This is a genomic window from Pseudoclavibacter soli DSM 23366 (genome assembly GCF_000423505.1).
Taxonomy (GTDB): Bacteria; Actinomycetota; Actinomycetes; order Actinomycetales; family Microbacteriaceae; genus Pseudoclavibacter_A; species Pseudoclavibacter_A soli.
On record NZ_AUIC01000006.1, the window covers coordinates 41,545 to 66,366 of the forward strand.

General features: G+C 62.7%; 31 protein-coding genes. 20 read left to right on the plus strand and 11 right to left on the minus strand.

Annotated features, from left to right (window positions below; translation table 11 throughout):
• Window positions 1-5 precede the first annotated feature (5 nt).
• From G557_RS0106475 to G557_RS0106495, 5 genes are read right to left on the minus strand one after another with little or no spacing between them, the layout of a single operon-like run.
• Window positions 6-581, minus strand: coding sequence for a nuclease-related domain-containing protein (locus tag G557_RS0106475; protein ID WP_028245404.1), 576 nt, complete (start codon window positions 579-581; stop codon window positions 6-8).
• On the minus strand, window positions 581-709 hold the full coding sequence (locus G557_RS14360) for a hypothetical protein (protein WP_281167722.1): 129 nt from the start codon (window positions 707-709) through the stop codon (window positions 581-583). The genes G557_RS0106475 and G557_RS14360 overlap by 1 nt, the downstream gene beginning before the upstream one ends.
• A gap of 25 nt (window positions 710-734) precedes the next feature.
• A complete protein-coding gene (locus tag G557_RS0106485) occupies window positions 735-1,127 on the minus strand; it encodes a DUF6993 domain-containing protein (RefSeq protein ID WP_028245405.1) in 393 nt (130 codons plus the stop codon).
• A gap of 2 nt (window positions 1,128-1,129) precedes the next feature.
• Window positions 1,130-1,306, minus strand: a complete 177-nt coding sequence (locus G557_RS13950) for a hypothetical protein (RefSeq protein WP_156877103.1) — start codon at window positions 1,304-1,306, stop codon at window positions 1,130-1,132.
• Window positions 1,303-2,022, minus strand: coding sequence for a class E sortase (locus G557_RS0106495; RefSeq protein ID WP_028245406.1), 720 nt, complete (start codon window positions 2,020-2,022; stop codon window positions 1,303-1,305). The genes G557_RS13950 and G557_RS0106495 overlap by 4 nt, the downstream gene beginning before the upstream one ends.
• A 1,211-nt stretch (window positions 2,023-3,233) precedes the next feature.
• Here G557_RS0106495 and G557_RS0106500 point away from each other — a divergent pair.
• The 17 genes from G557_RS0106500 (at window position 3,234) to G557_RS0106585 (ending at window position 16,314) form a co-directional block, all read left to right on the plus strand.
• Window positions 3,234-3,467, plus strand: coding sequence for a hypothetical protein (locus G557_RS0106500; RefSeq protein WP_156877104.1), 234 nt, complete (start codon window positions 3,234-3,236; stop codon window positions 3,465-3,467).
• Between the two features lie 760 nt (window positions 3,468-4,227).
• On the plus strand, window positions 4,228-6,540 hold the full coding sequence (locus G557_RS0106510) for an RNA ligase (protein ID WP_028245409.1): 2,313 nt from the start codon (window positions 4,228-4,230) through the stop codon (window positions 6,538-6,540).
• Window positions 6,541-6,543: 3 nt separating this feature from the next.
• On the plus strand, window positions 6,544-8,016 hold the full coding sequence (locus G557_RS13370; protein WP_051224780.1) for a hypothetical protein: 1,473 nt from the start codon (window positions 6,544-6,546) through the stop codon (window positions 8,014-8,016).
• 66 nt (window positions 8,017-8,082) lie between these two features.
• Window positions 8,083-8,613, plus strand: a complete 531-nt coding sequence (locus G557_RS0106520) for a DNA polymerase beta superfamily protein (protein WP_028245411.1) — start codon at window positions 8,083-8,085, stop codon at window positions 8,611-8,613.
• A 164-nt stretch (window positions 8,614-8,777) separates the two neighbouring features.
• Window positions 8,778-9,962, plus strand: a complete 1,185-nt coding sequence (locus tag G557_RS0106525; RefSeq protein ID WP_156877105.1) for an ATP-grasp domain-containing protein — start codon at window positions 8,778-8,780, stop codon at window positions 9,960-9,962.
• Entirely contained in the window at window positions 9,959-10,141 is a 183-nt protein-coding gene (locus tag G557_RS0106530) for a hypothetical protein (RefSeq protein WP_028245413.1), read from the plus strand. The genes G557_RS0106525 and G557_RS0106530 overlap by 4 nt, the downstream gene beginning before the upstream one ends.
• Before the next feature lie 26 nt (window positions 10,142-10,167).
• On the plus strand, window positions 10,168-10,695 hold the full coding sequence (locus G557_RS0106535; RefSeq protein WP_028245414.1) for a hypothetical protein: 528 nt from the start codon (window positions 10,168-10,170) through the stop codon (window positions 10,693-10,695).
• 525 nt (window positions 10,696-11,220) lie between these two features.
• On the plus strand, window positions 11,221-11,538 hold the full coding sequence (locus tag G557_RS0106540; RefSeq protein ID WP_028245415.1) for a hypothetical protein: 318 nt from the start codon (window positions 11,221-11,223) through the stop codon (window positions 11,536-11,538).
• Window positions 11,531-11,812, plus strand: coding sequence for a hypothetical protein (locus tag G557_RS0106545; RefSeq protein WP_028245416.1), 282 nt, complete (start codon window positions 11,531-11,533; stop codon window positions 11,810-11,812). Before G557_RS0106540 ends, G557_RS0106545 begins: the two co-directional genes overlap by 8 nt.
• 49 nt (window positions 11,813-11,861) lie before the next feature.
• Window positions 11,862-12,242 carry a hypothetical protein gene (locus tag G557_RS0106550; RefSeq protein WP_156877106.1) on the plus strand — a complete coding sequence of 127 codons (381 nt, stop codon included), beginning with the start codon at window positions 11,862-11,864 and terminating at the stop codon, window positions 12,240-12,242.
• A gap of 43 nt (window positions 12,243-12,285) precedes the next feature.
• Entirely contained in the window at window positions 12,286-13,125 is an 840-nt protein-coding gene (locus tag G557_RS0106555; RefSeq protein WP_028245418.1) for a hypothetical protein, read from the plus strand.
• A complete protein-coding gene (locus G557_RS0106560) occupies window positions 13,106-13,477 on the plus strand; it encodes a hypothetical protein (protein WP_156877107.1) in 372 nt (123 codons plus the stop codon). The genes G557_RS0106555 and G557_RS0106560 overlap by 20 nt, the downstream gene beginning before the upstream one ends.
• Window positions 13,474-13,959 (plus strand): helix-turn-helix domain-containing protein, encoded by a 486-nt coding sequence (locus G557_RS0106565; RefSeq protein WP_028245420.1) that lies wholly within the window; start codon window positions 13,474-13,476, stop codon window positions 13,957-13,959. Before G557_RS0106560 ends, G557_RS0106565 begins: the two co-directional genes overlap by 4 nt.
• Before the next feature lie 25 nt (window positions 13,960-13,984).
• On the plus strand, window positions 13,985-14,158 hold the full coding sequence (locus G557_RS13955; protein ID WP_156877108.1) for a hypothetical protein: 174 nt from the start codon (window positions 13,985-13,987) through the stop codon (window positions 14,156-14,158).
• Window positions 14,159-14,192: 34 nt separating this feature from the next.
• Window positions 14,193-15,248 carry an ATP-binding protein gene (locus G557_RS12165; protein WP_028245421.1) on the plus strand — a complete coding sequence of 352 codons (1,056 nt, stop codon included), beginning with the start codon at window positions 14,193-14,195 and terminating at the stop codon, window positions 15,246-15,248.
• The gene (locus G557_RS0106580; protein WP_028245422.1) at window positions 15,248-15,754 is read left to right on the plus strand and encodes a 5' nucleotidase, NT5C type; all 507 of its coding nucleotides are present in this window, start codon (window positions 15,248-15,250) and stop codon (window positions 15,752-15,754) included. Before G557_RS12165 ends, G557_RS0106580 begins: the two co-directional genes overlap by 1 nt.
• Window positions 15,751-16,314, plus strand: coding sequence for a helix-turn-helix domain-containing protein (locus G557_RS0106585; protein ID WP_028245423.1), 564 nt, complete (start codon window positions 15,751-15,753; stop codon window positions 16,312-16,314). Before G557_RS0106580 ends, G557_RS0106585 begins: the two co-directional genes overlap by 4 nt.
• A 76-nt stretch (window positions 16,315-16,390) precedes the next feature.
• Here G557_RS0106585 and G557_RS14115 read toward each other — a convergent pair whose 3' ends face one another.
• A complete protein-coding gene (locus tag G557_RS14115) occupies window positions 16,391-16,738 on the minus strand; it encodes a hypothetical protein (RefSeq protein WP_028245424.1) in 348 nt (115 codons plus the stop codon).
• A 72-nt stretch (window positions 16,739-16,810) separates the two neighbouring features.
• On the opposite strand from G557_RS14115, the gene G557_RS0106595 reads away from it, so the two are divergent.
• The 3 genes from G557_RS0106595 (at window position 16,811) to G557_RS0106605 (ending at window position 18,994) form a co-directional block, all read left to right on the plus strand.
• Window positions 16,811-17,578: a metallophosphoesterase family protein gene (locus G557_RS0106595; RefSeq protein ID WP_028245425.1), complete on the plus strand. Its 768-nt coding sequence runs from the start codon at window positions 16,811-16,813 to the stop codon at window positions 17,576-17,578.
• Between the two features lie 64 nt (window positions 17,579-17,642).
• Window positions 17,643-18,122, plus strand: coding sequence for a hypothetical protein (locus G557_RS0106600; protein WP_028245426.1), 480 nt, complete (start codon window positions 17,643-17,645; stop codon window positions 18,120-18,122).
• 122 nt (window positions 18,123-18,244) lie between these two features.
• The gene (locus G557_RS0106605; RefSeq protein WP_028245427.1) at window positions 18,245-18,994 is read left to right on the plus strand and encodes a Fic family protein; all 750 of its coding nucleotides are present in this window, start codon (window positions 18,245-18,247) and stop codon (window positions 18,992-18,994) included.
• On the opposite strand, the gene G557_RS0106610 is transcribed toward G557_RS0106605, so the two are convergent.
• The 5 genes from G557_RS0106610 to G557_RS12175 all read right to left on the minus strand — a co-directional run bounded on the left by G557_RS0106610 (window position 18,968) and on the right by G557_RS12175 (window position 23,961).
• Complete coding sequence (locus tag G557_RS0106610; protein WP_028245428.1) at window positions 18,968-19,453, minus strand: hypothetical protein; 486 nt, start codon at window positions 19,451-19,453, stop codon at window positions 18,968-18,970. The genes G557_RS0106605 and G557_RS0106610 overlap by 27 nt on opposite strands.
• The gene (locus G557_RS12170; protein WP_036961716.1) at window positions 19,450-19,719 is read right to left on the minus strand and encodes a hypothetical protein; all 270 of its coding nucleotides are present in this window, start codon (window positions 19,717-19,719) and stop codon (window positions 19,450-19,452) included. The genes G557_RS0106610 and G557_RS12170 overlap by 4 nt, the downstream gene beginning before the upstream one ends.
• Window positions 19,720-19,742: 23 nt before the next feature.
• A complete protein-coding gene (locus G557_RS0106620) occupies window positions 19,743-20,186 on the minus strand; it encodes a hypothetical protein (protein ID WP_028245429.1) in 444 nt (147 codons plus the stop codon).
• 65 nt (window positions 20,187-20,251) lie between these two features.
• A complete protein-coding gene (locus G557_RS0106625; protein ID WP_028245430.1) occupies window positions 20,252-21,583 on the minus strand; it encodes a hypothetical protein in 1,332 nt (443 codons plus the stop codon).
• Window positions 21,583-23,961, minus strand: a complete 2,379-nt coding sequence (locus G557_RS12175) for a type IV secretory system conjugative DNA transfer family protein (RefSeq protein ID WP_051224782.1) — start codon at window positions 23,959-23,961, stop codon at window positions 21,583-21,585. The genes G557_RS0106625 and G557_RS12175 overlap by 1 nt, the downstream gene beginning before the upstream one ends.
• Window positions 23,962-24,822: the final 861 nt, after the last annotated feature.

The window sequence follows — 24,822 nt, forward strand, 5'->3', positions numbered from 1 at the left end:
TCCTCTCAGGCGTTGATGGCCAGTTCGGCCAGTCGGTCAGTGATTGCAGGTGTGCCTGAGCGCCGCCGAATAATCGGGTGACGCGCGAAGACTGGCCCGCTGACCGCCTTGGTTGCCCCCACCGGGTGGTAGGCAAATGTGCGCAGGGGAGTCGACTGGTTAGACGGCCAGATCACCAGCAGCTGGTGGATACGAGCACCAGTGCGCAGGAATCCACGGATGCCGTCCGCGGCCATTGGCAGCGTTCGCTTATCCGCAGGTGGGAAACGTGTCAGTCCTCGCCGTGTAGTGCCACCGAGCGTCCAGTAGAAGCCCGGCTTCCAGACCTTTGAGTCGATCAGCCAGACGTCGGCTCCGCTGACGACAATGTGGTCGATGTTCGCTGAGATGCCCGGGATCGGGATTCGGCAATCGTGGATCACGTCAGGACCGCCGGGCTGGTTCGCCAGGCGGTTGAGGATCTCTGCCGTCCGCTGTTCGCCGGCAGCCCCGATCCTCGCGACATCCTGATTGGCGGCCCAAGCCTCAGAATGGCCGAGCGACCCCGCCGCATTGCCGAGAATCCTTCCGGATGGGCGCATCAGATGAACGCCCGGATGAGGGTGATCACCGTGCCGATGACCAGCAGTGCCGCCAGCCCATACATGACCCCCTGAGCCCGGGGGTCGTCGATGAGTTTCGAATGGTCGCTCTTATTGTGTTCTGCCATGTCACATGGCTATGCGGCGGACGGCTCAGACTTCCGGGATTCCCGGCAGGCAGGTGTTGCCGATCGGGTGCTTCGAGTCGGCGGTGACAGCTCCATCCGGATAGCGCTTGACGATCACGCAGTGCCCGTCTTGTAGACGAGCCCCGACTTCGATGAAATCCGCAGCGAGATCGCCGGGGGTGCGGTCAGGGGAGACCTGCAGCCGGTAAAGGCTCACGTCGGTGCTCTGCACTGCAGCGGTGATCGAGTCATGACCGTACTCGGCGCCCGTGACCGCATCGACGATCGTCTGGTCGGCGCCGGACAGCGCAGATGTTGACGGGGTGGTCGTGTGGGGTGACTCCGGGGCGGAGGTCTCGAGTGCGGCACAGCCAGTGAGTCCGACGCTGACGGCGAGCAGGACTGCGAATGGGGACATCCTCACGAGCCGACCACCTCAGACCCAGTCTCGACGAACCGCTCGGTCATCCATGGGTAGACGATCGGGTTCAGCAGCCACACGTAGGCAATCGCTGCAAGTGCACCCAGTGCGACCAGCACCAGCAGCAGACGGGCCCAGCGCGGGGCTGAAACCAAATTCCAGATGAGGGTGATCACTGAAGCTCCTTCGGTGTGCCGCCGTCACGGGGGTAGAACCCCACATAGTCGGCGTAGGTGATCAGGCGTTCGCCGTTTGTCGACGGATATGGGTTGCAGGTGGTCAGGGTGAGTGTGGCATCTGAGGCTTGCAGGACACCCAGCTGAGTCGATGTATGCGGCACTGGGTTGAGTACATCCACCGCATTCGCCCAGACGTATTCCTGCGATCGGTAGGTGTACTGATACCAGCCGGCCTCAGTCTCCATCCAGATGCTGTCACCAGGGCGCAGCTGCGGTGCATCTTTCAGAGACGAGCCGAACCCGCCCCGATGCGAGGCGACGGCGAAATTGCCCGCCTGCCCGAGCAGACTCGTACTCGGATAATGCCCGGCACCAATATGGTTCAGCGAGTTGGCGCCGGTGTTCTCCGCGACTGCCCGGGACCACCCCTGACCGAGCCGGGGGATATGCATCACAGCGAACGTCTGTCCATCGGACACGGGAGTCACAGGTGCGTCTGTCTGCGGTTCGGGGTCGCCGTCCGTCGCCGGAGTTGCCCATTGCGATGAGACCCCGTCGGCGATCTCCTGCTGAGCGGAGGCGACTTCTGGATTATGTACATACAGGAACCATGGCAGGAACCCTCCAGCGAGCACGCCGAATGCGAGCAGCAGCTCAGAGAGCACACCGAGTGCGACCGAGGCCGGCGTGGCCCTACGTGTGCGACGAGTCATGGATAAGCCTCTCTGCGAGCGAGACCGCTCACACGAAGGGACTATGCGGCACCAGTTGGACACCTGCGGCTGGCTGCCAGCTCGATCTCGGCTTTCGAGCCGTTTTTGGGGCTTGTCCTACTTGTCCGCGGCTTGTCCGCAGAGCTTGCGGACAGATTTTCCCTTGTGATTACTGGGCTGTAGGGGCCTGTCCTCTCTGTCTGTCTATTTAAGTGATCTGTTAAAGAGAGAGAGATATATATAGGGGCTGGGGGAGATATATATTTCTCTCTCACATACGAAGGGGGTCCCCTCGGGCGTTTTTTGCGGACAGGGTGTTGGAGGGCTGTTTTGCCCCGGAATTCCGGGGTTTTTGTTGTCCGCGGGCTGTGCGGACAGGCTGCGGACAGGTAGGACGTGGGTGGGTTTTTGGGTGTTTTCGGGGTGTGTGGTTTTTGGTGGTGGGGTGTCCGCGAGGGGGCTGGTTCCGCGTGTTTCCGGGGAAGAACGGGGTTTTGGGGTGGTGATTTTTGGGGGTTGTGGGGGTTGACAGGGGGTGTTAGGCTTGGCTGCACCAGCTTCGCTACTGTCCTCCGCTCACCTGCCGCAGCCAAGCCTAAAAGTGCTTTTCGGGGGTGTTTTCTGGGGCTTCTGGCTTGTTTCTCCTTCTCTTGTGACTCTGTTTGGGGTGCATTTGTGCCTATTTTCGGTACAAAGGTGCCCGTTTTGGGGGTTGTGTGGGGGGTTGACAGGGGTGTTAGGCTTGGCCGCGGCAGCTTCACTCAAGTGCCCGCTCACCTGCCGCGGCCAAGCCTAAAGTACTCTTCAGAGCTGCTGAAGCGGGTTCTGAGCCCCCCGCGCGCGATCTCTCACGATCGATTGAATGGCAGCAAGATCAGTTCCAGTGCACCACTTCGACGGGGTTCGGGAGGATGTCAAGTTCGCATAACTGTCTGGCGTGGGACAACCGAACGATCAACAAGGTCAATACACGCAGAGAGCTCTCCCGAGTCGCGCCGGCCGAAGTTCTGGATGCTCTGAAGAATGAGCATGCAGGCCGACCCCGGCGTGGTGGCAGTCAGCTGAGAGGCCTCCGTGCACTCATCCGCCGCGCCGCAACGAACGCAGGCAAGTGCGACACCTGCAGCAGGGCGGTCTCGCGGGCAGTGGAGCAGGCACGGCGCGGCGGCGACCCAGTGCTTCCGAGAGGCTCTGGCTACGCAGATGAGGACTTGATCGCAGAGCTCTGCTGTGTGATCGAAGACGCGGCTAAGGCACGCCGAATGCATAGTCACGATCTGGGCCAGTCGAATCAACTGCTCGAAGCTGTCCTCGCTGACGACAGCGCACGGCAACTGCGGGCGAGCGACGGAACCCTGAGCGGACTCGGCGCCGACCTGATCGCGTTGGCGGTCCTGCTGGAGGGCCCGCGCACAACAGAGGAACAGGAAGGGGGTGGTGTCTGATGCACACGAAGATCACCTGTTCCGAGCGCGACCACCTGCTCGGGACACCCATTGGGAAAGACTGGTGCGTTGTTTCGTCACTGACCGACCCTTGGGGCGAATTCGGTGCACCAAAGATCACAACCACCTGGGGCCGCGGCTCAGAGCGTGTCCGAGATACCCGGCATCCAGAGATCGGGCAATATGCGCCGAGTCCCGGGCATCCAGACACAGCACCGTGCGAACACGAGCACTGGTTCGAACAGGAGTTTGAGTGATCTTGACAGCAGTTGTTGCAGGAATTGTCGTTGTCGTTGCACTGGCGGCGGGCGCCTACCAACGCATCAGCCTTCGCAGTGCCGAATGTGCGCCGGATGATGCTCGCTGGGAAGCGGAACAAATCGCCTCCTGCGCTGCACGCCGGAGTGCCTGATCCTCAGTCGGCCCTTCCGCGCACAGGTATCTGCGTACAACACGAAGGAGTCCATATGCACACCCGTTCATTTGCCAGAGCGTTCGCCGCCACTCTGCTGATCCCCCTCTCTCTCTGCTTGCCCTGTCCGGGTGCGCCAGAGACGACGCAGATGTCACTCCAGTGACCGTGACGAGCACCTCCGGACTGACCGTCCAGCATGTGGACGTGGACGGTCGCGATATCACCTGCGTAGTGCTCACCGGGTCGCAGGGAAGAGGGCTCAGCTGCGACTGGTCCGGCTCGGGCCAGAATTGATCGCCCCGCGCACAGTGGTTCAGTCAAAGAAACGGCTAAGAGGAGATCATCATGCGCGCACTGTTCCTACTTCACGGGGCACCTGGTACCGGTAAGTCCACGCTCATTGATAAGCTCCAGCTCGGGCACCTGACCCTCAGTTACGACCATTTTCGCAGCCTCTTCTCGGCTGCGTTTCCGTGCGCTGAAGACGGTGGTCCAGTCGGTATGACACTGCGCCTCACACCGGAAACGCAGAAGGCTGCAGTGGCCGCGGCCCAGCAGGCGCTGAAGGCGCGTCTTGCTGCGGGGACGACGGTGTTCTTCGACTCGACCACCTCTCGTACCGCTGACCAGACGAAGCTTGCCCAGCTAGCTGCGAAGTACGGCTATAAGACCTACCTGATTGATTGTCAGGGCAACACCGCACTGAAAACCCTGCTGGATCGCAACAAGCACCGCGGGATTGACCGGGTGGATGAGCAGGTGATCGCCGACATGCACGAGCGCTGCGCGACCAGCCAGCCGAGCCACGCAATCACGGAGGTCATTGACGGCACGAAGCCGGCAGATGAGGTGTACCACGACATCATGCGGATCACGGCGGTGCCCACACTCAAACTGGCTGAGGGCGCAAAAGTCGTTGTGGTCGGTGACGTGCACTCCTGCGCCGAAGCGCTGCAGGACGCTCTTGACGCGCACGAAGGCGACGCGACTCATTGGGTGTTCGCCGGCGATCTGTTTGACCGTGGTCCGGATCCGGTCGGCGTGTGGCGAATCGTGAACACGCTGGTCGCAGCTGGTCAAGCCACTGTCGTCACCGGAAACCATGAGCTCAACCTGCGAGCGGTGAACACGCACACCGCCTCGACTCGATTCACCGAGACCCGTGCCACCCGAGACGCCCTGCTCGCGGCTGGCATATTTGCAGGTGAGCAGACCGCCTTTGTGAATGCGACCATCCCGCTGCTTCGACTGCAGGCGGGCGAAGTCGAATGGCTGGTCACCCACGGTGGCGTCTCACACGTCACTAAGTGGAAGGCTGATCACGCAGGGCTGCTGAACATCAGTGATGCCGAGTGCGTCTACGGCATCGGTGACCGTGCCCACACGTACCGAGGGAAATCCTCGTACAACGTTGCAGACATGCCGTTGGTGGGATTCCAGCTGCACGGACACCGCAGAGGACGTATCGGCGAAGAGCCCGTTGCCGCCATCACCCACGATTTCCGCGGGCACCCCATAGTCTGTCTCGAGTCCGGTGTGGCCAGCGGGGGAGCCTTGTCGGTTGCGGTGGTCGATGGTGCTGTCTCCGTGCAGCGGTTCTCCGATCATGTCACCCCTGACACTGCAGCCCGTAATCGCCTCGCGCCGTGGCAGCGCAAACCGAAGCATGACCCCGAAGACGTGACCGCGCTGCTGACGCGGATGCGCAACTGCGAGTATGTGCGGGTGAAGCCCCTCGAATCCGTCCAAGGCGTGCTCGCCTGCAACTTCACCCGTGCGGCGTTCACGCAGGGTGCATGGGATGACGTCACTGTGCACGCCCGCGGGCTGTTCATCGACGAGGCGGCGGGTAGGATCGTCGCACGTGGCTACGAGAAGTTCTTTCATATCGGCGAAGTGCCCGGACGCACCTTGAGCCAGTGGCAGGACGAGGCCGTCGCCGCCTACCCGGTCACGCTTCGGAAGAAGATGAACGGCTATCTGGCACTGGTGGCCTGTGTCCGTGGCAAGCTTGAGGTCTTCTCGAAGTCGGGGATCACACCCTATTCGAAGTTCGCCCGAGGCCTGCTCCAAGGCGCCATCGGAGACAAGGGGATCGGTGAACTTGCTGGGATGCTTGCCCGCACGAACACGACAGCTGCGTTCGAGGTGATCGCCGCACGCGACACTCACCCGATCGCCGAGCCCGGGCCGGATCGGCTGGTCTTGCTCGACTGCATCCGAAACACCGTGCAGTTCGACACCGACGACGACATCCGACTCGGCATTGCCCGCCGTTTCGGGCTCGAGGTCGCCGAGACAGTGGCGGTTGCAAGTACCCCAGACGAGCTCACCCAGACCCTCGATGCCGCTCGCCATCGCGATGATGAAGGCGTGGTCCTTGTCGACCGAGACGGGTACCGCAGCAAGTTGAAAGCAGAGGGCTACGCAAACCGAAAAGCTGCCCGCACCTCACTCGAACGCGTGTGGGGAGGCCGCGCCGACACCCTCGGCAAGCGTTTCGCCGAGCTTGAATCGCGGCTGATCGCCACGGGGATCTGGGATCGCATCACGGGCGGGGATTTCGACGTCGTGGGTGTGGATGGAGCCTCACGTCTCGATCTGGCGGGAGTCTTCGACGAGCTGGAACAGTCAACTGCTGAGACTGGAGAGGGCTGAACGATGAGCCGATTGATTGCGCACGCTACACCTGAGACCACACTGACGCCAGCTGATCTGGCCGACCTGATTCGCAACGACCCGAAGGTTGCCGAACAGTTCGAGCAGGCCTATGCAAATGCCATGCGCGATGCCGGCAACAATGACGGTGTCCTCGGCCCGAACCCGCGCACGAGCACACCCGCTGCTGGTGTTGCTATGCTGGAGACCACCGAACACAACCTGACTGATCTCATTGCACCGATCATTGATGACCTCGTCGCAGACACGTGGACATGGTCGACTGCTGATCTCGCCGGCGACACCAGCACTGTGCTGGCTGCGGTCCAGCCGCCGGCGTCAAGCACGATGTTCACCGCCGCACAGCTCAATGCTGCACAAGAGCACACAGCGGCCATAGCATCGCTGGATCCCTCGATCCGACCGCAGGCCACCGCGACCGCGATGCAGCGCGACATCGATGCCCCGACCGGAGCACTGCTCGCCTCGATGTTGATGCACACGCAGGACGAGAACGCCGACGACCGCGTGCGCCGCAGCTTCTATAACCGCTTCCGACAGGGTCTCGACATCCTCGATCTGGATTCGATCGCCTACCAGATGATCGACATGAACCCCGATTCAATGAGCCACTGGCTGCCCCAGCTGGCTGCCGCGAATGCGCTCCACCAGGAATTCCGTATTCCCGAGACCACGATCGCTCGCGCACCCCTGTCGCTGCTGCAGCTGCCTCGTCTCGGCTACGGCGCGCTGAACGCAACCACGCACGAGATTCTCAACCGCTGGGCCGAGCGCGTCTTCGCACTCGAGCCGCAGGGTGATTATTTCGTCAAGACCGGGACGTTCTCCTCCAAGTTCGACTTCAGAAACGCCCGCGTGGTGAGCCCAAGCGAGGTCGCCGAGCTCGGTGACTACCTCGTCGCCATCCATGAGCAGGCACTGCAGATGGCGAGCCCACTGAACGAGCGCATCGTCTACGGTGCTGGCACGACAACCGAGTGGGTCGTACGCGAGTTCGTCCCAGACACAGAGGACTCACCAACGATCTATCACGGGCTCCCGCTGCGCTGCGAGTTCCGTGTGTTCGTCGACTGTGACAACGACACCGTGCTCACCAGCGTCCCCTACTGGGAGTCGAAGACCATGCGGCATCGCTTTGCTGCGATGGAAGACGCCAACCATCCGGACAACCGCCACGACCTGATCACGTATCTGGCCGCCGAGCCCAAGCTCAAGCGGCGCTTCAAGCTTCAGCATCGTGACGTCGAACGCCGCATTGAGCGACTGCTGCCCGATCTCGATCTGGTCGGTCAGTGGTCAATCGATGTCATGGCTGACGGGTCTGACCTCTGGCTGATCGACATGGCACAGGCCTCGTCCAGCGCGTTCTTCGACCGCGTGCCCGCTCGACTGCGCCAGCCTGCCGAGGATCCCTGGATCGCGCAGATCGCACATGCGCTGCCCAATTGGCACTGAACATTGCCCGGCTGGAGCCTCCTCCGCGCACAAAGTCAGTCAGCTGAAGAAAGAGAGACGCGAGCCATGTACCCTGCACCACCTGCGCTGAGCAAGCGAGACTTCGCCGAGCTCGCGCACGTCGATGCCAGCGACATCGTGCTCGCCACAGTGCATGGCTCGCATCTCTATGGTCTGGCTCATCCCGGCAGCGATCTGGATCTCTATGTCGTCGTACGCGAGCAGGCTCACCCAACGCAGCAGATCACCGACAGCACAGACGTCACCGTCATCGGGCTGAAGGGCTTCCTCGGGCAGGCCACCAAGGGTGTGCCCCAGTCGCTCGAAGCGCTGTACTCGCCGGTGGCGATCTACAGCGCTGCGTGGGAGCCGTTTCTGCGCTCATGGGTCTCCGGCGGGCCTCAGGTGCTCCACACCTTCGATCGCACGATCACTGCGTTTAGAAAAGTGCGCGTCACCCCAAAGCGGCTCGTCCATGCCGAACGCATCGCCATCGAACGCGAGCAGCTCGTCCGATACCGCCGTCTGTTCCCCAGACTCAGCAACGCCGAGCGCGAGCGCGCACTTTCCCGCGCTGCACAACAGCAACATGTCTAAGCGGCCGGATCGGGCGAAACGCGCGCAGCAGTCCTGGTGCCCATACTGTTCCAGTCCTGCAGGGTATGACTGCCCGGATATGTCCATCTCGAAGCGTGCCGCGCACAAGAGAGATCGACGACAAGTGCGTGCTGACATCAGACGAGAACAAGGAGGCCGCTACCATGGCTGAGCAACTGTCCGAGCACGTCCGTTTCAGCGGCGGGCAACTCACACAGCTCGCCGGCGGCTTCCCCGGTCTGCAGTCACGCTGGGACGCTCGCCTGCGCGAACAGGCCGCGCGTGATCTTGCCCTGGTCGCCGAGCGCGCCCCGGAGATCGCCGATCTCACAGTCGCATCTCCTGTCAGCTCAGACGCAGACGTCGAAGACTTCTGGGAGAACCTCGCTCGCACTGCAGCTGCGATCCGCGCAGCTGACCATGTCGGTGCCGAGTTCACCGTCGTGCCGCCAAATGCTGAGCATCCGGACTGGAACGACTACGAGTTGTCCGAGCGGCTCGGCCCGGTGCTCAGCGCTGAAGAGAACCGACACGGCAGTGATCCGCTGGTGATGCACCAGATGCTCATCGACCACGGCGGCCGCTGGATGCGTCTGGCCGGCTACGGCGATGAGCCAGGAGAGCTGCCCACCGACGAAGACGTCGTCGAACTGGCGCTGCAGCGTGCGAAAGCCGGCGTGCAGGCTCTTGTGGTGAAGCTCGTCGGACGCAAGACCGGCATCATCCGCATCGACCTGCGCACTGACATCACTGCGCCGGAGATTCACGAGCGACTGCTCGCGTACGACGAGAATTTCGGCTGGGTGTTCATCCGTATTGCCGGGCGACGACACACGCTGCTCGTTCAAGACTGGATTCCCATGGTCGACGAATACCGACTGTTCGTCGTCGACGGCAAGATCGTCTCCGGTGCCGGTTGCATCGAAGAGTTCACGCCATATGACCGTGCTGATCCAGATGACCGCTTCGATATACGTCTGCGGCGGCACCGCGGCAACGCGGTCACGGGGCAGCGCAGCGAAGGACTGCACATAGACAGCACCGTGGTCGAACGCTACCTGCGTTTCGCTGCGCCGATTGCCGCGGCTCATGGCGGCACACTCGTCATCGACGTCGCCACCACAACTGACAACAAGCCGGTGATCATCGAATTGAACCCGTTGCCGAATTCGGGGCTGTATGCCAGCAACCCGGATGCGGTGTACCGGCGTCTCGTGCGCGCCCGCGATCGCGGCTACGGCGTGTACCCGCTCATGCGTGATGCGCCAAAGCTACTCGAGTTCGCTAGGCCCATCAACGGCTTCGACGACACAGAGCCAGAGCCAGAACGAAAGGACACCCGCTCATGAACCCGATCCTCGATCCTGATGCGCCGCTGCGCACCACGTTCGTCAGTGCCGTTGCGCCAGATGACACAGTGCTCGAACACGTCGACGTCTCGGCGCACAACGACGAAGCCATCCAGCAGGTTGCAGCTGATCTACGACGTGCGCATCCGTCAGCCAGGATCGTCGAGACCCTCGAATGACTCTCTCCGGAAAGCGATGACACACCATGCCCGCACAACCACGAAGCCATAAGCGTCGCCGAATCAGAATCCGACCGTTTCACGCGCGCTCGATTCGACTCGGCATTCGCTATGGTCGCCTGACGCGCTACGGGGAGCTCGACGATCCGTACTACCGACTGCGCTCCAAGCTTCTCTTGGGCCCATGGGTGCAGCCTGATGAAGATATCGACTGGGGTCTGGCCGAAGAAGCATTCAGGCGCACACGCATCAGCCTGCAGCGTGCGCGCCTGAGCGCGATGTCGCCAGCTGAACAGGCCGCAGCCCGAGACATCGAAGACACGGTATATCGTCGGTACGTCGAAAGCTCCGAGCAGCGCCGTGCACGACAGCAGCAAGAAGAACTCGACAGTCTGCGCCACCGTGTCGCCACGCTCGAGGCTCGGGCGCTCTCGACTGAGCAGCTCGCTGCGATCTGGCAGCGAGCGCACGACGACGGTGTCGAATACGGCCGTACCGAGGCGCTCTCTCCCGGCTGGGGCGAGCAGACGCAGAATCCATACGAGCAGGACTGAGCCTCTCTTCCGAAGAAAATAGCCTCCCGCGCACAGGTGTTCATGACGGCAACGAAATGAGGAGAACCCATGAGCAACTTAGAACAGACGCAGCCCGGCGATCAGGTAATCGTCACGGCATATTACTCGCGCAGTCCGAGTGCGGTGGTGCAAACCGTAGAGCGCGTCACAAAGAGCCAAGTGGTGACCGAGGATGGCAACCGGTTCGCTCGCCGGACAGGCATCCGCGTCGGAAGCAGTGGCTCGATTTCACCCCTTATTGCTCACCCACGCGGGGAAGAGCGGGCTGAATCATTGCTCCTTGAATGTGCGGAACGGGATCAGCGCGCGCGAGACTCCCACGCCCTGGAATTAGTGGCTGAGCGGATCCGTAGGAAGACCCATTGCACCGCAGGTGAGATAGCTCGAGCTCAGGAGATCCTCTGCAGGCTTTCAGAAAGCGCATCGCCGAGCTGAGGCGTCCGCGCACAGGTGCTGCTGTAGGCAGGCAGCGCCCCAGCAACTGGAACGATAAAGGAGCACGATATGACCGAGGAAATCACCACCGAGTATGTGCGTGCGCAATTTGCGAGGCAAGAGAACTACACCGAGTGCTACGAGGGCGACCTATTTCTTACGCCAGATGGTCAGTGTTCGGCTGCCGAGTTCGACTGCTGGTTGGCGCGTGTGAAAGCCGAGACGCTGCGGGAGTTCGCTGGGTATCTGGAATGTCAGAAGCCCGAAATTGGGCTTGGCATCAATGTCACTGAATATCGGCGCGGCAAGTATGACGGCATTCTGGCCGCACAGGGATATGCCAGAGACCACGCCGCCCAGATTGAAAGCGAGGCAAGCAATGAGTGACTACACGTTGGTCGAAGAGCGTATGAGCGGGAGGCGACTGTACCAGCTTGATCAGCCTGTGCCGTGGCGAGAATACCTTGTACTCGAAGATCGCTGGGTTGCTCGGGATACGACATTCTTCGTCGTGTCACTTGGCCGCCTCGGCGATACGGCGATTTTCCCCGCCGAGCCGGATGGGTCGATTACGCAATTCGAGGCACTGCATGAGACGGATCACTGGATTGTGGACTACGACGAGTTTATCCGGGGGTGGCTGGAGGCGACCAATGAGTGAGCGGCAGTGGGTTGGTACCGAGGTGGTCTGTGACTCGTGTGGCGAACGCATGGAGTCCTTTGACGGTTTCACCGCCATGGAGGATCCGTCGGAGATCCGTGGGTCGAACGAACAGTGGCTGCAGCGATTCGACGGTAAAGACTATTGCCCGGGGTGCACTGTCTTCGACCCCAGCGTCGTAGATGCGGACGAACAGGCATGGGAAGATGGTCAGGTCGAGTATCCACGCAACGGGCTCCGCCCGAGATCATTCTGGAACACGGATCTGCAGCTCCGGCAGATGGTGCTGGACTGCTCACCAGCACAAAATCATTACGTACGCAGACGCGTCGATCTGCTCCTGAGTCACTTGAACCGTCGAACAGAGCAGGTCGCATTCCGGCTCATTCGAGAGGCCGAACGTCTAGCTGAGGGCAGCGCAGCTGGGTGAGTAGCCCGCCGTTTCAACGGGGGCACCCCGCATAGGTAATCGTATGAGCGAAGAAATCACGGCCGACCAGCCGACGCCGGTAAGCGCGCATCTCGAACCGGTCGGAGAAACCGACGGTTTCGTCGAGGTCCCGGACGCCCTGGACATTTTGGGTGCAGAAGCATCTCGCTTGCGCGCCAGCGTGCACGTACTCACCTCTGAACGAGATGCAGCACTCGCCCGCAATGACGAGCTGATCGATATCGTCGGGCGCGCCCAAGCATGGCTCCGATCCCACGAGGGAGCGGACGAGCTTCAGAAGATTCTCTCCATGGCTGGAACGGACCAGTACATGGGCCGTGAGCTCGACGACGGCGTCTTCCGCAACCTGCAGCAGTACATCAGGGAGGCCATCGGGGAGTTCGGGCTGGAAATTGCGCGGGGGTACGACGACAGTCGCAGCCTTCCGGAATCCGTTGACGACGGTGTGTCCGCCTACATACTTCGAGCATTCGCTGACGAGCTCGCCGGTCAGAGCTGGGAGGCAGACGACTTCGCCTCTCGTCTGAGCGAATGGGTGGATCAGACCTTTGGCTCCGAGGCCGATGAGGAGGGCTCTGAGCACGACAGTGCGCCCAGCGAGGCTTCCGCTGATCTGACCACTGTGGCGTACAGCATCATCGCGAGGCGCCTGAGTGCATACGGAAGTGCAGGTGACGAGTGGGAACTCGACGGCATCGACATCGGTGAGTACGACTGGGAGCGAGTGGTTGAGCTGGTCAATTCCACCGCGAGCGCATTCCTCGTTCCCGACAAGCGCTTCAAAGCGGCCTACGATCGGTTGGCATCCAGAGCCAGCACAGCAGCCGACACGGAGGGGAACCATGAACAAGAATGTGCCTGACAGCCCCAACTTCGTATTCAGCCCCGAACAGGCCTCTGCGAATCTGAATGCCATCACTCAACTCATGCGGCATGGCACAGATCGTCCGGTCTACATCGGCGAGCCGTTGGATGCCTCGGAGATCAAGCCAGCGAATTATGAGCCCGCGGCGGTGATCATCTCGGTTGCTGAATACAATCGACTGCTGCGAGCAGATGAGAAGGCTGATGCCTTTGAGCTCTCTGCCCGACGCAGCGTCGCTGACGCCGAGCCCGAGTATGGGCGTGATCTGGACAATGTCATCGCAGACCTCGGACTTGAGGACCTGCTCGCCCAAAACTCTGGACTGCAAAAAGGGGAGGACCCATCATGAGCGGGCACGTCAATGTGGTGACGCGGCTGAGTCGAAACACTTATCTGATTCTGGAGCAGTTGGCTGACTCTCGTGGGTGTCAGATCCATCACCTTCTCGAAGAGCTTGCCGACCAGACTGCGAGCGCTGCACGAGAGTATGTTTCCCCGGTTCCGCCACGCCGCAGCGCCGGACCAGACCAGACACAGGTGGAGCAGTTCCTCCGCCTTCACGCCGAGGGGCTCACCGACCATGAGATTGCCATCGCGATGAACGCACCATACAGCACGGTGGGAGCATGGCGTCGTACACACGGGCTCTCGCCCAACCCATCGCAACGGTCCGGAGATGCTGCCCGTCGGCGTCTGCATGCTGAGGGGCTCACCGACCGCCAGATCGCTGAGAAGATCGGGATGGGGAGAGCTGCGATCAGTGTGTGGCGGCGGAAGAACGGTCTTCCCATCAACTCTGCGCGCGCACGGGCGGACAAGGCAGCGGCCTGACCGGCGCGGCGGTACGATTGGTGCCATGCGCGTGCACATCCGACACATCCCGAGGCCAGCGGACCTTGCCAATGATCCGCGCTCGAGCGATGTGGACGAAGCCATCGGCGAAGCGGACACCTATGAGGCAGCGCGCGATGCTGCGCTCGCGCTGCTGGATGAACACCGTCTGATTCTGAACTATCGCGTCGAACGCTGAGGCCGTCTTTGCTGCTCCGCGCATAGACAGTCTCATGAGCATAATCAGCACCGGCGGTACCTACAGCATCTTCGACGACGGGGTCGCCACGCACGACCGTCTGCCCGGCGGAACCTACCGGGTGGGGTTCGCCTCCATGCAGGGGTTTTTCCTCACCAGAATTCCCGATGTCACGGCGGCGGCCGAGCCTGTCTATGGTGACCATGGCGTCCGTCTAGATCGTGTGTTGCGCGGCTGGCGACGCAGTACACGCAGTCTCGGACTGATCCTCTCTGGGAGCAAGGGCATGGGGAAGAGCCTGTTTGTGCGCATGCTCGCAGACGCCTTTCATGCAAGCGGAACACCGGTCATCGTCGTGGACCACGCCTACCCCGGACTGGCAGCCTTCATCGACACCATTGAGGGGGAGTCTCTCGTCATCTTCGACGAGTTCGAGAAGGTCTTCGCTGAGACCGATGACCGAAACCCCCAGCACGAGCTGTTGAGCCTGTTCGACGGCCTCAGCGGGGCGCGGCGCATGTACGCCATCACTGTCAACGACCTGCGCGAGACGAGCGCATTCATCCTCAACCGTCCCGGCCGCTTCCACTACCATGTGCGGTTCTCTTACCCTGACCAGGCGGAAACCCGAACGTATCTGCGAGACCACGTCGCGCAGGAGCACTGGGGTGAAGTCGAGGCGGCGGTCGAGTTCAGTGTGCGTGTGCCGCTCAACTACGACTGCCTGCGAGCGATCGCGTTCGAGCTTGACTCTGGGGAGAAGTTCGCCGAGGTCATTGGTGATCTGAACATCAAGCGCACCGAGACACCAAGCTACCGCGTGAGCGTCAGTGTCGAAGACGGACGAACGTTCGTCGGATCGCTGAAGCACGACTTCTCCGCTGAACCTGACGTTCTCGCGTGGCTCACCAGTGGGGGAGAGCGGTCAGGATTCACCCTGTACGTCGACGAGTCCACTGCGACATGGGACGAGTCGGGTCGACTGCACATCACACGTGACGGGCTCCGCCTCTTCGATTCCGACGAGGACGGGGAGACCCCAGTGTCTGCCGTGCTGACCCGGCAGCTCCAGCGCGAGATCGGTTACTGATGACTGCGCTGCAAATCGGGGTCGACATTGACGGTGTGCTGGCGGACCTGACCCCCGCGCTGCGCCAGCTGCTCGGACGCGAAAGTGACGACAGTCCGAACAGCTACAGTCTCAGCGCCTCCGGTTGGGTGCGCGACCGCGTTGAAGAGGCAGAACTCATCCGTGAGGTGGGGCGACAGGGGCTGTTCGCGACACTGCCGCTCATCGACGGTGCTATGGAGGGGCTGGCGCGGCTGCGAGAGATCGCCCCGGTGACGTTGGTCACAGCCCGCCACGCAGAGGTCGAGGACCAGACACGCGCGTGGATGCGCGAGAACGGCATCGACCTGCCCTTAGTGCTTCAACAGCGGAAGATCGGTTGGCCGATCCTCATCGACGACTCACCTGACCAGGTCTCTCGCACCTGGGCTACTGGGGGGTTCGGAGTCCTCTTCGACCAGCCGTGGAACAGGCATGTTGATGGCCCTCGCCTGCCCGGTTGGGGCGCTCTGGCGGTTCAGCTATGAACGGCGCACGATCATCGGGAGTCCCGGTTCTCGGGCTCCGCCTGCCGCCGAAGGTCTATGCCCTCCTTGAAAAGGAGGCCGACAGGCGTTCGCTCGAGCAGGGGGCTCCGGTTCAGGTCCACCATCTTCTGGAAGGACTTGCAACGGCGTACGTCGTGAATCTGGAGCGTGCGCGGCGGCACCCCTCTCCGAAAGGTGGTCGGCTCCCACAGGACGAGTCGGAACTTCTGCACAAGAAGATTCTGGAATTGGCCGGGAAACACACTGCGATAGAAATTGCAGAACAGGTCGGTTGTTCGTCGACAACCGTCTACCGGCATCTGCACGAGGCTGGCATCACTCCAGTGCGGCATAAAAAACGCACCCCCAGCCCCGAGGACGTCGCGCAGGTACTCACCTTGGCGAACGCGGGGCTCACTGACATGAGTATCGCCCGCCAGACCGATCTGAGTCGGGAGACGGTCAGACGGTTGCGTGTCGGCGCTGGAATACCGGCGAACTCGCCAGCCGGGCGCCCGCGGAAGCAGCGGGACACTGAGGACCTGCGATCGGTCGCGTGAGCGTCACTATCTCGTCACTTCCTATTTGGTGCAGTGATGCGATAGTGAGAAGACGCTGACGGAGCGCCGGCCGGGCTCAGTCCCGAGCTAGTGATTCCTCGAGTAGAGCCACCAGCTCCACACGGCTGATCGCACGTTGGACGAGTGCGCCGACCTGCCCCTTGCGGTAACTGCCGTCGGCGATCGCCGATAGGGGGATGTCCGCCGTCACCACCACTGGGCTGTCCGTGGCGCTGGCCGAAACCAGCATGTGTTCGCCGTCCGGTGCGGAAGAGACCTGCTTCACCAGTTCAACGCCATGGGCTTCGGCGTGGCGTTGCGCCAGTCGGTACTCGTCCGCGAATGCCTCGACGCGCTTGCGGCGCGCAGTGTCATGGAACTTCTCGACTTGGGCGTTGATCTGGGCTGCGTTGTTCAGCGTCATCTGGGATTCCTCAACTCTCGTGTGCCACAGGACTATGCGTGCACCCCGCATAGGAATGCAGTGGAGGAACATATGAGGATCGGATTCGCAGGGGACTGGCACGGCAACCGGCAATGGGCTATCGCAGCCACACAGGCGCTAATCGCGGCCGGTGCACAGGTCATTCACCATGTCGGAGACTTCGGGCTGTTCCGCTCGTCAGGCATCGGCGATTTGGTATTACCGGAACTGCTGGAGCCGATCTTGGCCGGCAGCGACATCACCTTGTACATCACACCGGGCAATCACGAGGACTGGGGCTGGATTTACCAGAATCTGAGCGACCGCGAGTTCGCTGTCACACCACACATACGGCTGATTCGGCCCGGTGACGTCGTCGAGCACGGCGGCATCCGGGTTCTGTCCGTCGGCGGTGCGCCAAGTATCGACTGCGCCTACCGTCATCGGGTCTTCCGTGACTGGTGGCCGCAAGAAGTCATTCAGCCGGAGGAATACCACCGAGCTCTAGGCCAGACAGGTGAGTTCGACGTGCTGGTCACCCATGACGTCTTCCTCGCGCACGCGCCAGGCGTCGCAGCCCAGATCGCAGGCAACCCGTACAGGTTCACTGCCGACGACCTCGCCTACGCCAGCACACAACAGGGTGCGCTGCAGACCCTCGTGGAGCAGGTGCGTCCTCGTATCTGGGTGCACGGGCACTATCACATAGCCGACTACGCGGAGGCTTCGCCAACGGGCGGCGCAACGGTCAGTCTCGGACGAGACGGTGACGCCGCAGGAAACCTCTGGATCTGGGACAGCGGCACCGACGAGCGATCGTTCGTCCGCCTGAACGAATAACCTCCCGCGCACAACGCTACCGGGAGGGAGGGTTCAGATGACCCAGACGTGCGAGAATACCGGCATGGCCGCTCTGAAGAAAATCACCCGACGTGGCACACAGCGCGCTTGGTTCCGTGCGAACCGGTTCACTGATGGGCAGCTCGGGCTGCTGGCCATGCTCGACGGCATCCGAGGACCACGCGTCGAAATCTGGACGATGGTCGGGGGAATCACGGTGGAGGGGCGAGACGTCGACGAATTTCTGCATATCGTCAGCCTGCGTCGTCGATGGGCGAAGCAGGTGCTCGAGCTCAAACATGGGGGAGCAGCGGCGGGCACACCGGATCCTAACTGGGTTTCAGACAGAATTGAGCAGGCGGTCAAGGAGGCTGTCTCCGGGACGCTCCCGTCCAAAGTGATCATTGATCTTGATCACGACCTACTGGCCGCAGGCTACGACGTCGTTTTAGTCCGCATCGACGATGTCTACGCGTGGCAGGAGCACCCATGTGCACAGGTGTTCGCTCGGCTGTGCTGGAACGGGTACGAGGAGGTCGACTGATGGGGATTACCGGTGGAGGGCGTGGGTCAAACCAGTACGGCCCACATGGCCTGCCAGTCGGCAGACCGGTTCATGGTGCGCGACCTGCAGAGGTCAGCCTCGGAGGACGTTCCTACTCTGCGGTGGAACCGGACCTCTCCATCAGCGCCGAGGTCCAGCGGATCGCAGACCGCATACGTCCAGGCACAGTGGACCGTGCGATCTGGCGTCTCCAACATCAGAAGACGAGCCTCGTATTCAACGAGCTCACATTCGAAAAGAACACGTATACCCTGCCGCAGATTCAGACTCTGCTCCACGACAACATCACGCCGGCAGGCAAGACCGCTCAGGAGACCGAGCAGGTCATCGCCTTGTCCGAAGGTGTCGACCTGATGATCTCGGATGTACGTAACCGAGCCTTTCGGTTGGATGCCGCACATGCCTGCGAGCTGAATCGCGCCATCGCCAGAGCGGATTCCATCGAACCCGGGGTCATTCGTGGAACCGGCAACGTACACTCGTCGGGGACAGTGAACGTTCAGGGGGATGTCTTCACTGCCGTTTCCGAGGCGCAGGCGAGCCGCGCCTACCAACGAGTGTTCAAACGGGTTTCCGAGATCCCGAACCCGCTTGTCCGAGCTGCGACTTTTGCCGCGGCTTCGACGTATACGCAGCCTTTCCTCGACGGGAACAAGCGAACGGCACGAGTCATGATGAACGGGTATCTCCTATCTCGCGGCTATGACGCGATTCTGATCCCGGCACGCGCCGAGCAGGAATACGTGGCTGCTGTGGCAGAGCTTTTCAGAACGGGACGGACGGCACCGTACGCCGAATTCCTTATCCGGCTTGCCCAGGGCAGTTCAAGCGCCGCCGGGGGTCGTGCCTGAGGTCAGCACAAACGACCATCCATTGGCGGTGAGGCGTTCCAGAGTCCACCCTGTCTGGCGCACGTGTGTGAATCTCCAGACCTGCTCACCGAGACGAAACTCGTCCGAGGCACTTCGGCGACCGGCCACGGCGGCAACGAACCCAGCCTCCTGAAGCGCCTCGTAGGTGTCTAGGTGACTCTCACCGGAGATGCCCTCCAGCCACCAGACGGCTTCGAGCACCGTCCGGCGCTGAATGCGACGCCGCAGCCTTGCGAAGTGTTCCGCCGGTGCGGGACGCAGCGCCACGATCGCGCCGACATGGAGGATGAGTGCGGCACCGGCAAGAACCAGTGCGCTCACACGGGCCGGCGCAATCGCAGCGGTCATCAGTACGGCCACGGGACCGACCCAGATGGCGGCGCGTTCAATGAGTGTCGTCGGATACCACGGCCAGAGGCCGAGGCCGGCCCGTCTCAACGACCGTCCTCGTCAGTGATCCTTGAGGCGTCCCACGCCTCCAGATGATCTGGGCGTGTCCAGCCGTCTTCGTGTGTGCGAGCGCCCACGAGGGAGCCGTCGGTTCGCCAATATCGATCCGTGTAACCGCGGTGCGACGCGATCACCTGTTTTGGGGTCAGGCGTTCGACTCGCGCCCTGCTGATATGGTCGCCGAGCACTCGTTCGCTGACGAGCAGCACCTCAGCGCCGACGGTCAGTTCGGTGAAATCTGTCTGTGTTTCCATGTTGGTTCCTATGCGGGAGGATCTCAGCCGATCGTTTCGAGCAGCTCCGAAGCCCGCTCCAGAGGCGCGTTCAGTTCGACGGCGAGGTCGGCGACTTCATCGTCGGGGGTGATTGCATCGATCGCTGCGATCACATCGGTCAGCTGTCGCCGGACGCGCTGCAGCCGGCTCCAGTGCAGGAACCGACGGCTCTGCTCGTCAGTGAGTGCAGAGATATGCGCACCGCTGTCGGACGTGCCCCGGATAGCTCCGGTCTTCTTCGTCCACACGCGCCCATCCTCAGTGATGACGGTCTGTGCAGTGACTTCTGTCACACGCAACACCACCCGTGCCTCGGTATCGAGTACGAGGTCGCCAGAGCTCAGGTCGTCGAGCGTGCGCCCACCCCGCAGTTGTGGTGCGTCGGGATGGAATGGCGCCTCGGACTCAGTGTCCTGAAGGATCCAGGCTCCTCGTTCGTCGATCATGGTCTTGCCCTTTCTTGGTCTCACCCTCCTGTGCGCGGTGGCTTGCAGAAGGACTATGCGCACGCTCACCACCGCAGACGCTCGGGAAGCCCGCCCCCGCCGACAGCGCCGTGACCCGGTGGAGGCGCAAGCGCTTGGACGGGATATCCGAACTCGGCTGCCAGCGCCGGAGTGACCGGATCGATCGTGGCCCCTGGGGCGGGGCGCAGCCACACCGGGTTGGCGTACAGGGCGCCGAGCTGGGCGAGCACATCCTCGCTCGTATCACCCACCTCGAACTCGAACGGATCGAGCAGTGACCGGGACTCCCACGGCTGCGCCGGCGCACCGGTGGCGAACCACGCAGACAGAGCGGGGAACCAGACAGTCGCCTGTCCGGGTGCGGGAAACCAGTCGCGCCAGTCGACGACGCCGATGCGCTCAGCTGTCCTGTTGCCGGGATGGCCGGGGGTATCACGGACTCCGGTGCGCACCGCGTGAAAGGTCTTCTTGCGAACGTTCCGAGACGCGCTGGCGTCGATGTTCGGATTCTCTGCAGTGACGAACAGGACGGTCAATGGCAGCGCCTGCATCGGACGGGAGGCGAGCAAGTGCGCCCAACGCGCGATCTTGCGCTCGACAGTGGTCGGTGTGGCTGTCAGCTCAAGAGCAATGAGCATGCCGTCAGTGCGCACCCAGACCTCATCGGCGGTGAATGTACGATTCCATCCGGTGCCGAGAATGTCCTGCACTCGGCCGACGTTCTCTCCAAGCACAGCGGACAGGGCGTGTGTCTCGGCCGCTCGCAGACCGAGCTCAGTGGCGAGTACACCATGCCGGTCGTGTCCACCGGCGCCGCTGGCACGTGTGTCGAGCCCGCCGGTGATCTTCAGCCGCTCAGCGTATGTGGTCACCGGCCAGACGAGACGTTCGACTGCGGTGTCTCGAGTCAGCCGATAGATGTTCGATCTGGCCGACAGGCTCGTCCGCGCAGCTGCGTCAGTGTGGACGCCGATCTCAACCAATCCCAGATTGAACAGGTCGGTCATCAACGCAGCCCGGCCCGTGCCGATCCGGTCGATTCCAGTGATCGCTGCCAGCTGCTCAGCGGAGACGTTCTGCCAGGATCGCAGCGCTCCGAGCACCTGCAGCGTCTCCGGCAGCCGCGGCCCGGTCAGTCTGGCACGGGCACGTTCTTCGTGCTCTGCCAGCCACCATGGACGCTTCGCCCAACCGCCGGCTTCGGCGCGGCGCAGCTGATGGATGTTCAACCAGCTTGCCTTCGAACCGACCGGCCAGAAGTCGGAGAAGTAGGGGTCGATGCGTTCGTGAGCTCGCACGCCCGCAGCTGCTGGTGAGCCGATCTGCTCCAGTCGGAGGTGTTCGCTTTCGCCGACGGCCGGCGCTGCGCTGGTCATCAGTGGTGCTGAAGCTCACGGTAGTCGTCGACGATGCCGGAGACGGTCTCATAATTGCCCAGTGCACAGGTGAATGCGGGTTGCCGTGTCTTCGACACCTTCGTGCGAATGATTGCTGTATACGGTGGCAGGTTCACGATGTCTGCGGGATCCCACTTTGACCCGTCGGCACCGAAGTCGTCGGACAGCTGACGAGCGACCTTCGGATTGTCCTGAGAGAAAGCGAGCACCGTGCCGAAGCCTGTGACAGCCTCCCGCACCTGCTGGTCGAGCTGCTCGGTGCGCTGAGTGGCGAACACCGGCTGCACACCGTAGGAGCGCCCCTGATCTCGCAGCCAGGTGATGATGTCCGAGCTCGACCCGGCGAGCAGTTTCAGCTCGTCGGCGAATATGGTCACGTGTCGGTCCTGCTCCTGCCAGCCGCTGCAGCGACGTTTGATCGCGTCGGCGAGCGTGTACATGAGCAGCCCAGACATCTGCTCGGTCAGTTGATCGTCGACGGGTGTGCCGTCACTGGTCTGTCCGGTGTTGACCACCACGGTCAGGTGCTGCTCCAGAACCTGATCCCAAGTCAGTCGGGCGGGTCTTGACCACCACTGCTCGGCGGCCAGCAGCGCCGCGATTTTGTTCCGTGGCGCCTGCATTACATCCGCCCGTCCGCGTGGCGTCACTCCGGAGAACAGGGGAGTGATCTGTGTGGCGGCGAAACCGAGATCGGATGTCTCGTCGGCGTTCTCACGCATCGCTTCAGACTGCAGCTGTCCGGCCAGCGCGACTGCGATGTCGTCCCCGCGCTCTCCGAGCAGGGCAGCGGCATAAAGGAATGCGCTGCCCGCATGCGGGATGCCGTCGATACCCTCGGTGAAGCGCCCCGGCGCATCGGCGATGACGAAGGCGGCTGCCAGCACACGGCGCAAGGCATCGAAGCTCCGCGCCTGGATGGCGTCGTCACCGAACACATAGCGCAGACCCGACGCAGCCATGCGCGCTCGGAACTCGACAGAGCCGATCTGCGGAGGGAACAACTCGATCGCTGGACGCTTGGGATCGGCGAGCTCGACGCGGTACACGGGATCCCCGGCAAACGCGGCGAAGCGGACGTAGTGCTCCGCGCCATCACCTTTGTTCTCGAACGCGATCAGTGCGTTGTTCGCGCCCGGGAAACCCGGACGAGAGGCAGGGGAGGTCTTCTCCAGACATGTCCACCCAAAGACGTTGTGCACGAACACACTCTTGCCTGTGCCGGCCGAGCCGAGCGCAACAATGCCTGCGAACATATCTGCTGCGGAGAGATGTACAGGTGTCCCATCAGAGGTACCGATCAACGGACCGATGGGTTCGGACACGACTGCCGGAGCGACGCGGGCAGCTGTCTGATCCTGCCCGGAAACGGCGCCGGCCTGCGGTGCACCAAGAGCTGCAATGAGGTCTGCGCCGACAAGGAACGAACGGCGCGGAAGGGGGTAGTCGCCATACTGTGCGTCGTGGACGACGCCCTCTCGATCCGTATACGAACGGACGGGCTTACTCGGTCGCAGTACCCGTGCTCGAGCCGGACGGAACATGCCGGTGCGGACACCCTCGCGGATGTCGCGCGCCTCCGACGGAAGCCTCCCGGCCAGTGTCAACAGGGTAGCCGCAGCACCGATGCCCGCAGCCACCCACATGAACACGGACAGCGCCGAAAGCGCGCTCACGCGTGACAGCGCCGACGCGAGTAGGCCTGCCACCACAGCCGCAGCAGCGGGAGCACCCGCGGCATGGGCGAACGTGGGCGTGCTCGTCTCAACAGGTACATCGAATCCGGGCAGCGCGGCGAACACGGATCGAATCAAGGTGTCAGCGGACTGCCGATCCTGCGCCCCGGCATAGACGCTGATGACGGTAGCGCCCTCACGAGTCGAGTGGTGCTGTGTTCGTTCGCCGTTGAACTGACCTGTCAGCCACGCCCGCCACCACTTCTTCTCACGTCTGCTGGGGCGTCGAGTCGTGACCGCCACCCACTCCCCAGCGGAAAGTGACAGTGCCAGAGCCCGCGCTGTCTCGGCAGGGTCTGCGCCGGCGACTGTCTCCCGCGTCTCAATCGAGACCCGTCGTGGCACGCGGGCTCGCACGACCGCCGGTGTTGGCGGCAGCTCGATGTCGGCGGTGTCGGCATGGGCGGCGACAGAGACCGCAAGCTTGACCGCGGCGTCGGAGGCACCAGAGACGTCTGGCGAGACAACAGCGTTGTGCACACCAGACTCGTCGCGCCAGATCAGCAGGGTGGTGCCGTCCGGACGGGCGTTCGCCCATGCCTTCGATCGCATGATGAAGGTGGTCGGATTGGCCTCGATGGCCCCAGCCCGAGTGAGCAGGAATCCTTTGGGGAGTTTCATACCTGAGACTTATGCGAATCTTGCCGCACACGCGCCCGCAGTTTCCCAGTCCAGACCGGCCCGTGCGCCCACGCCCCACACGCCCTCGCGGTGTTGTACGTCGCCCTGCGCCAAGCTGCACAGTCAGTCTCCTCACGGCGTACCAGGTTTACTGGTACTTGTTCGTCGTTGCTGTGGTGCTTGGTCGACTTGTCCTGGTGAGGGCGTGGCTGCGCCGCCTCAGCTGTCCGGTACGTCGGACTTCTGTGTCGGCTTCGCCCGGCTCCCAGTGTGTCTGGTATCCGGTGGGCGTTGCGCATGGCGCATCGCGGGGGCTTCGCCCCGGGCTCGCCGCGTCGGCGAGCACCTGCCCGCAGGGTGAGTCTCTCGGCTCCGTGTGCGTCACGGGGTGTGCGTCGCCCGCGTGCGGTGGGTCGGTGCGCAGGTGCTTGGCGGGGTGTCTTGGTGGGTATGTGCGCTGCGAGCTCGCACCTGCACTCCACCCCCCCTTCTGGTGCTGGCTGTGGCGTGTCGGTGTCGTAGCCGAGACGCCACTGCGGAGCGGTGAAGCGGCCAGAAGCCACCCCACCGACGCAGCACCCAAGAAGCTGAAACAGTACCGGCGTCCAGCGCCGACGCCGACGCCACACGAGGTGAGGTGGCGCGGGTGAGTGCAACGAACCCGGGACGGGCCACGGAACGTGGAACGGCCAGCGAGCAGCCCTGGCACAAAGGAGAGACGGGGGAAGCCGACCAGCCGACCCGTGACGTCACCACGACACGAGTCAGCGCAGACAGACGAACAGCCCCGAGCTGACGAACCAGCGGTGAGGAAGCGGTCACGACGCGCCGGCGCCTCGCGCGAGCCCCGGAACGAGCCCG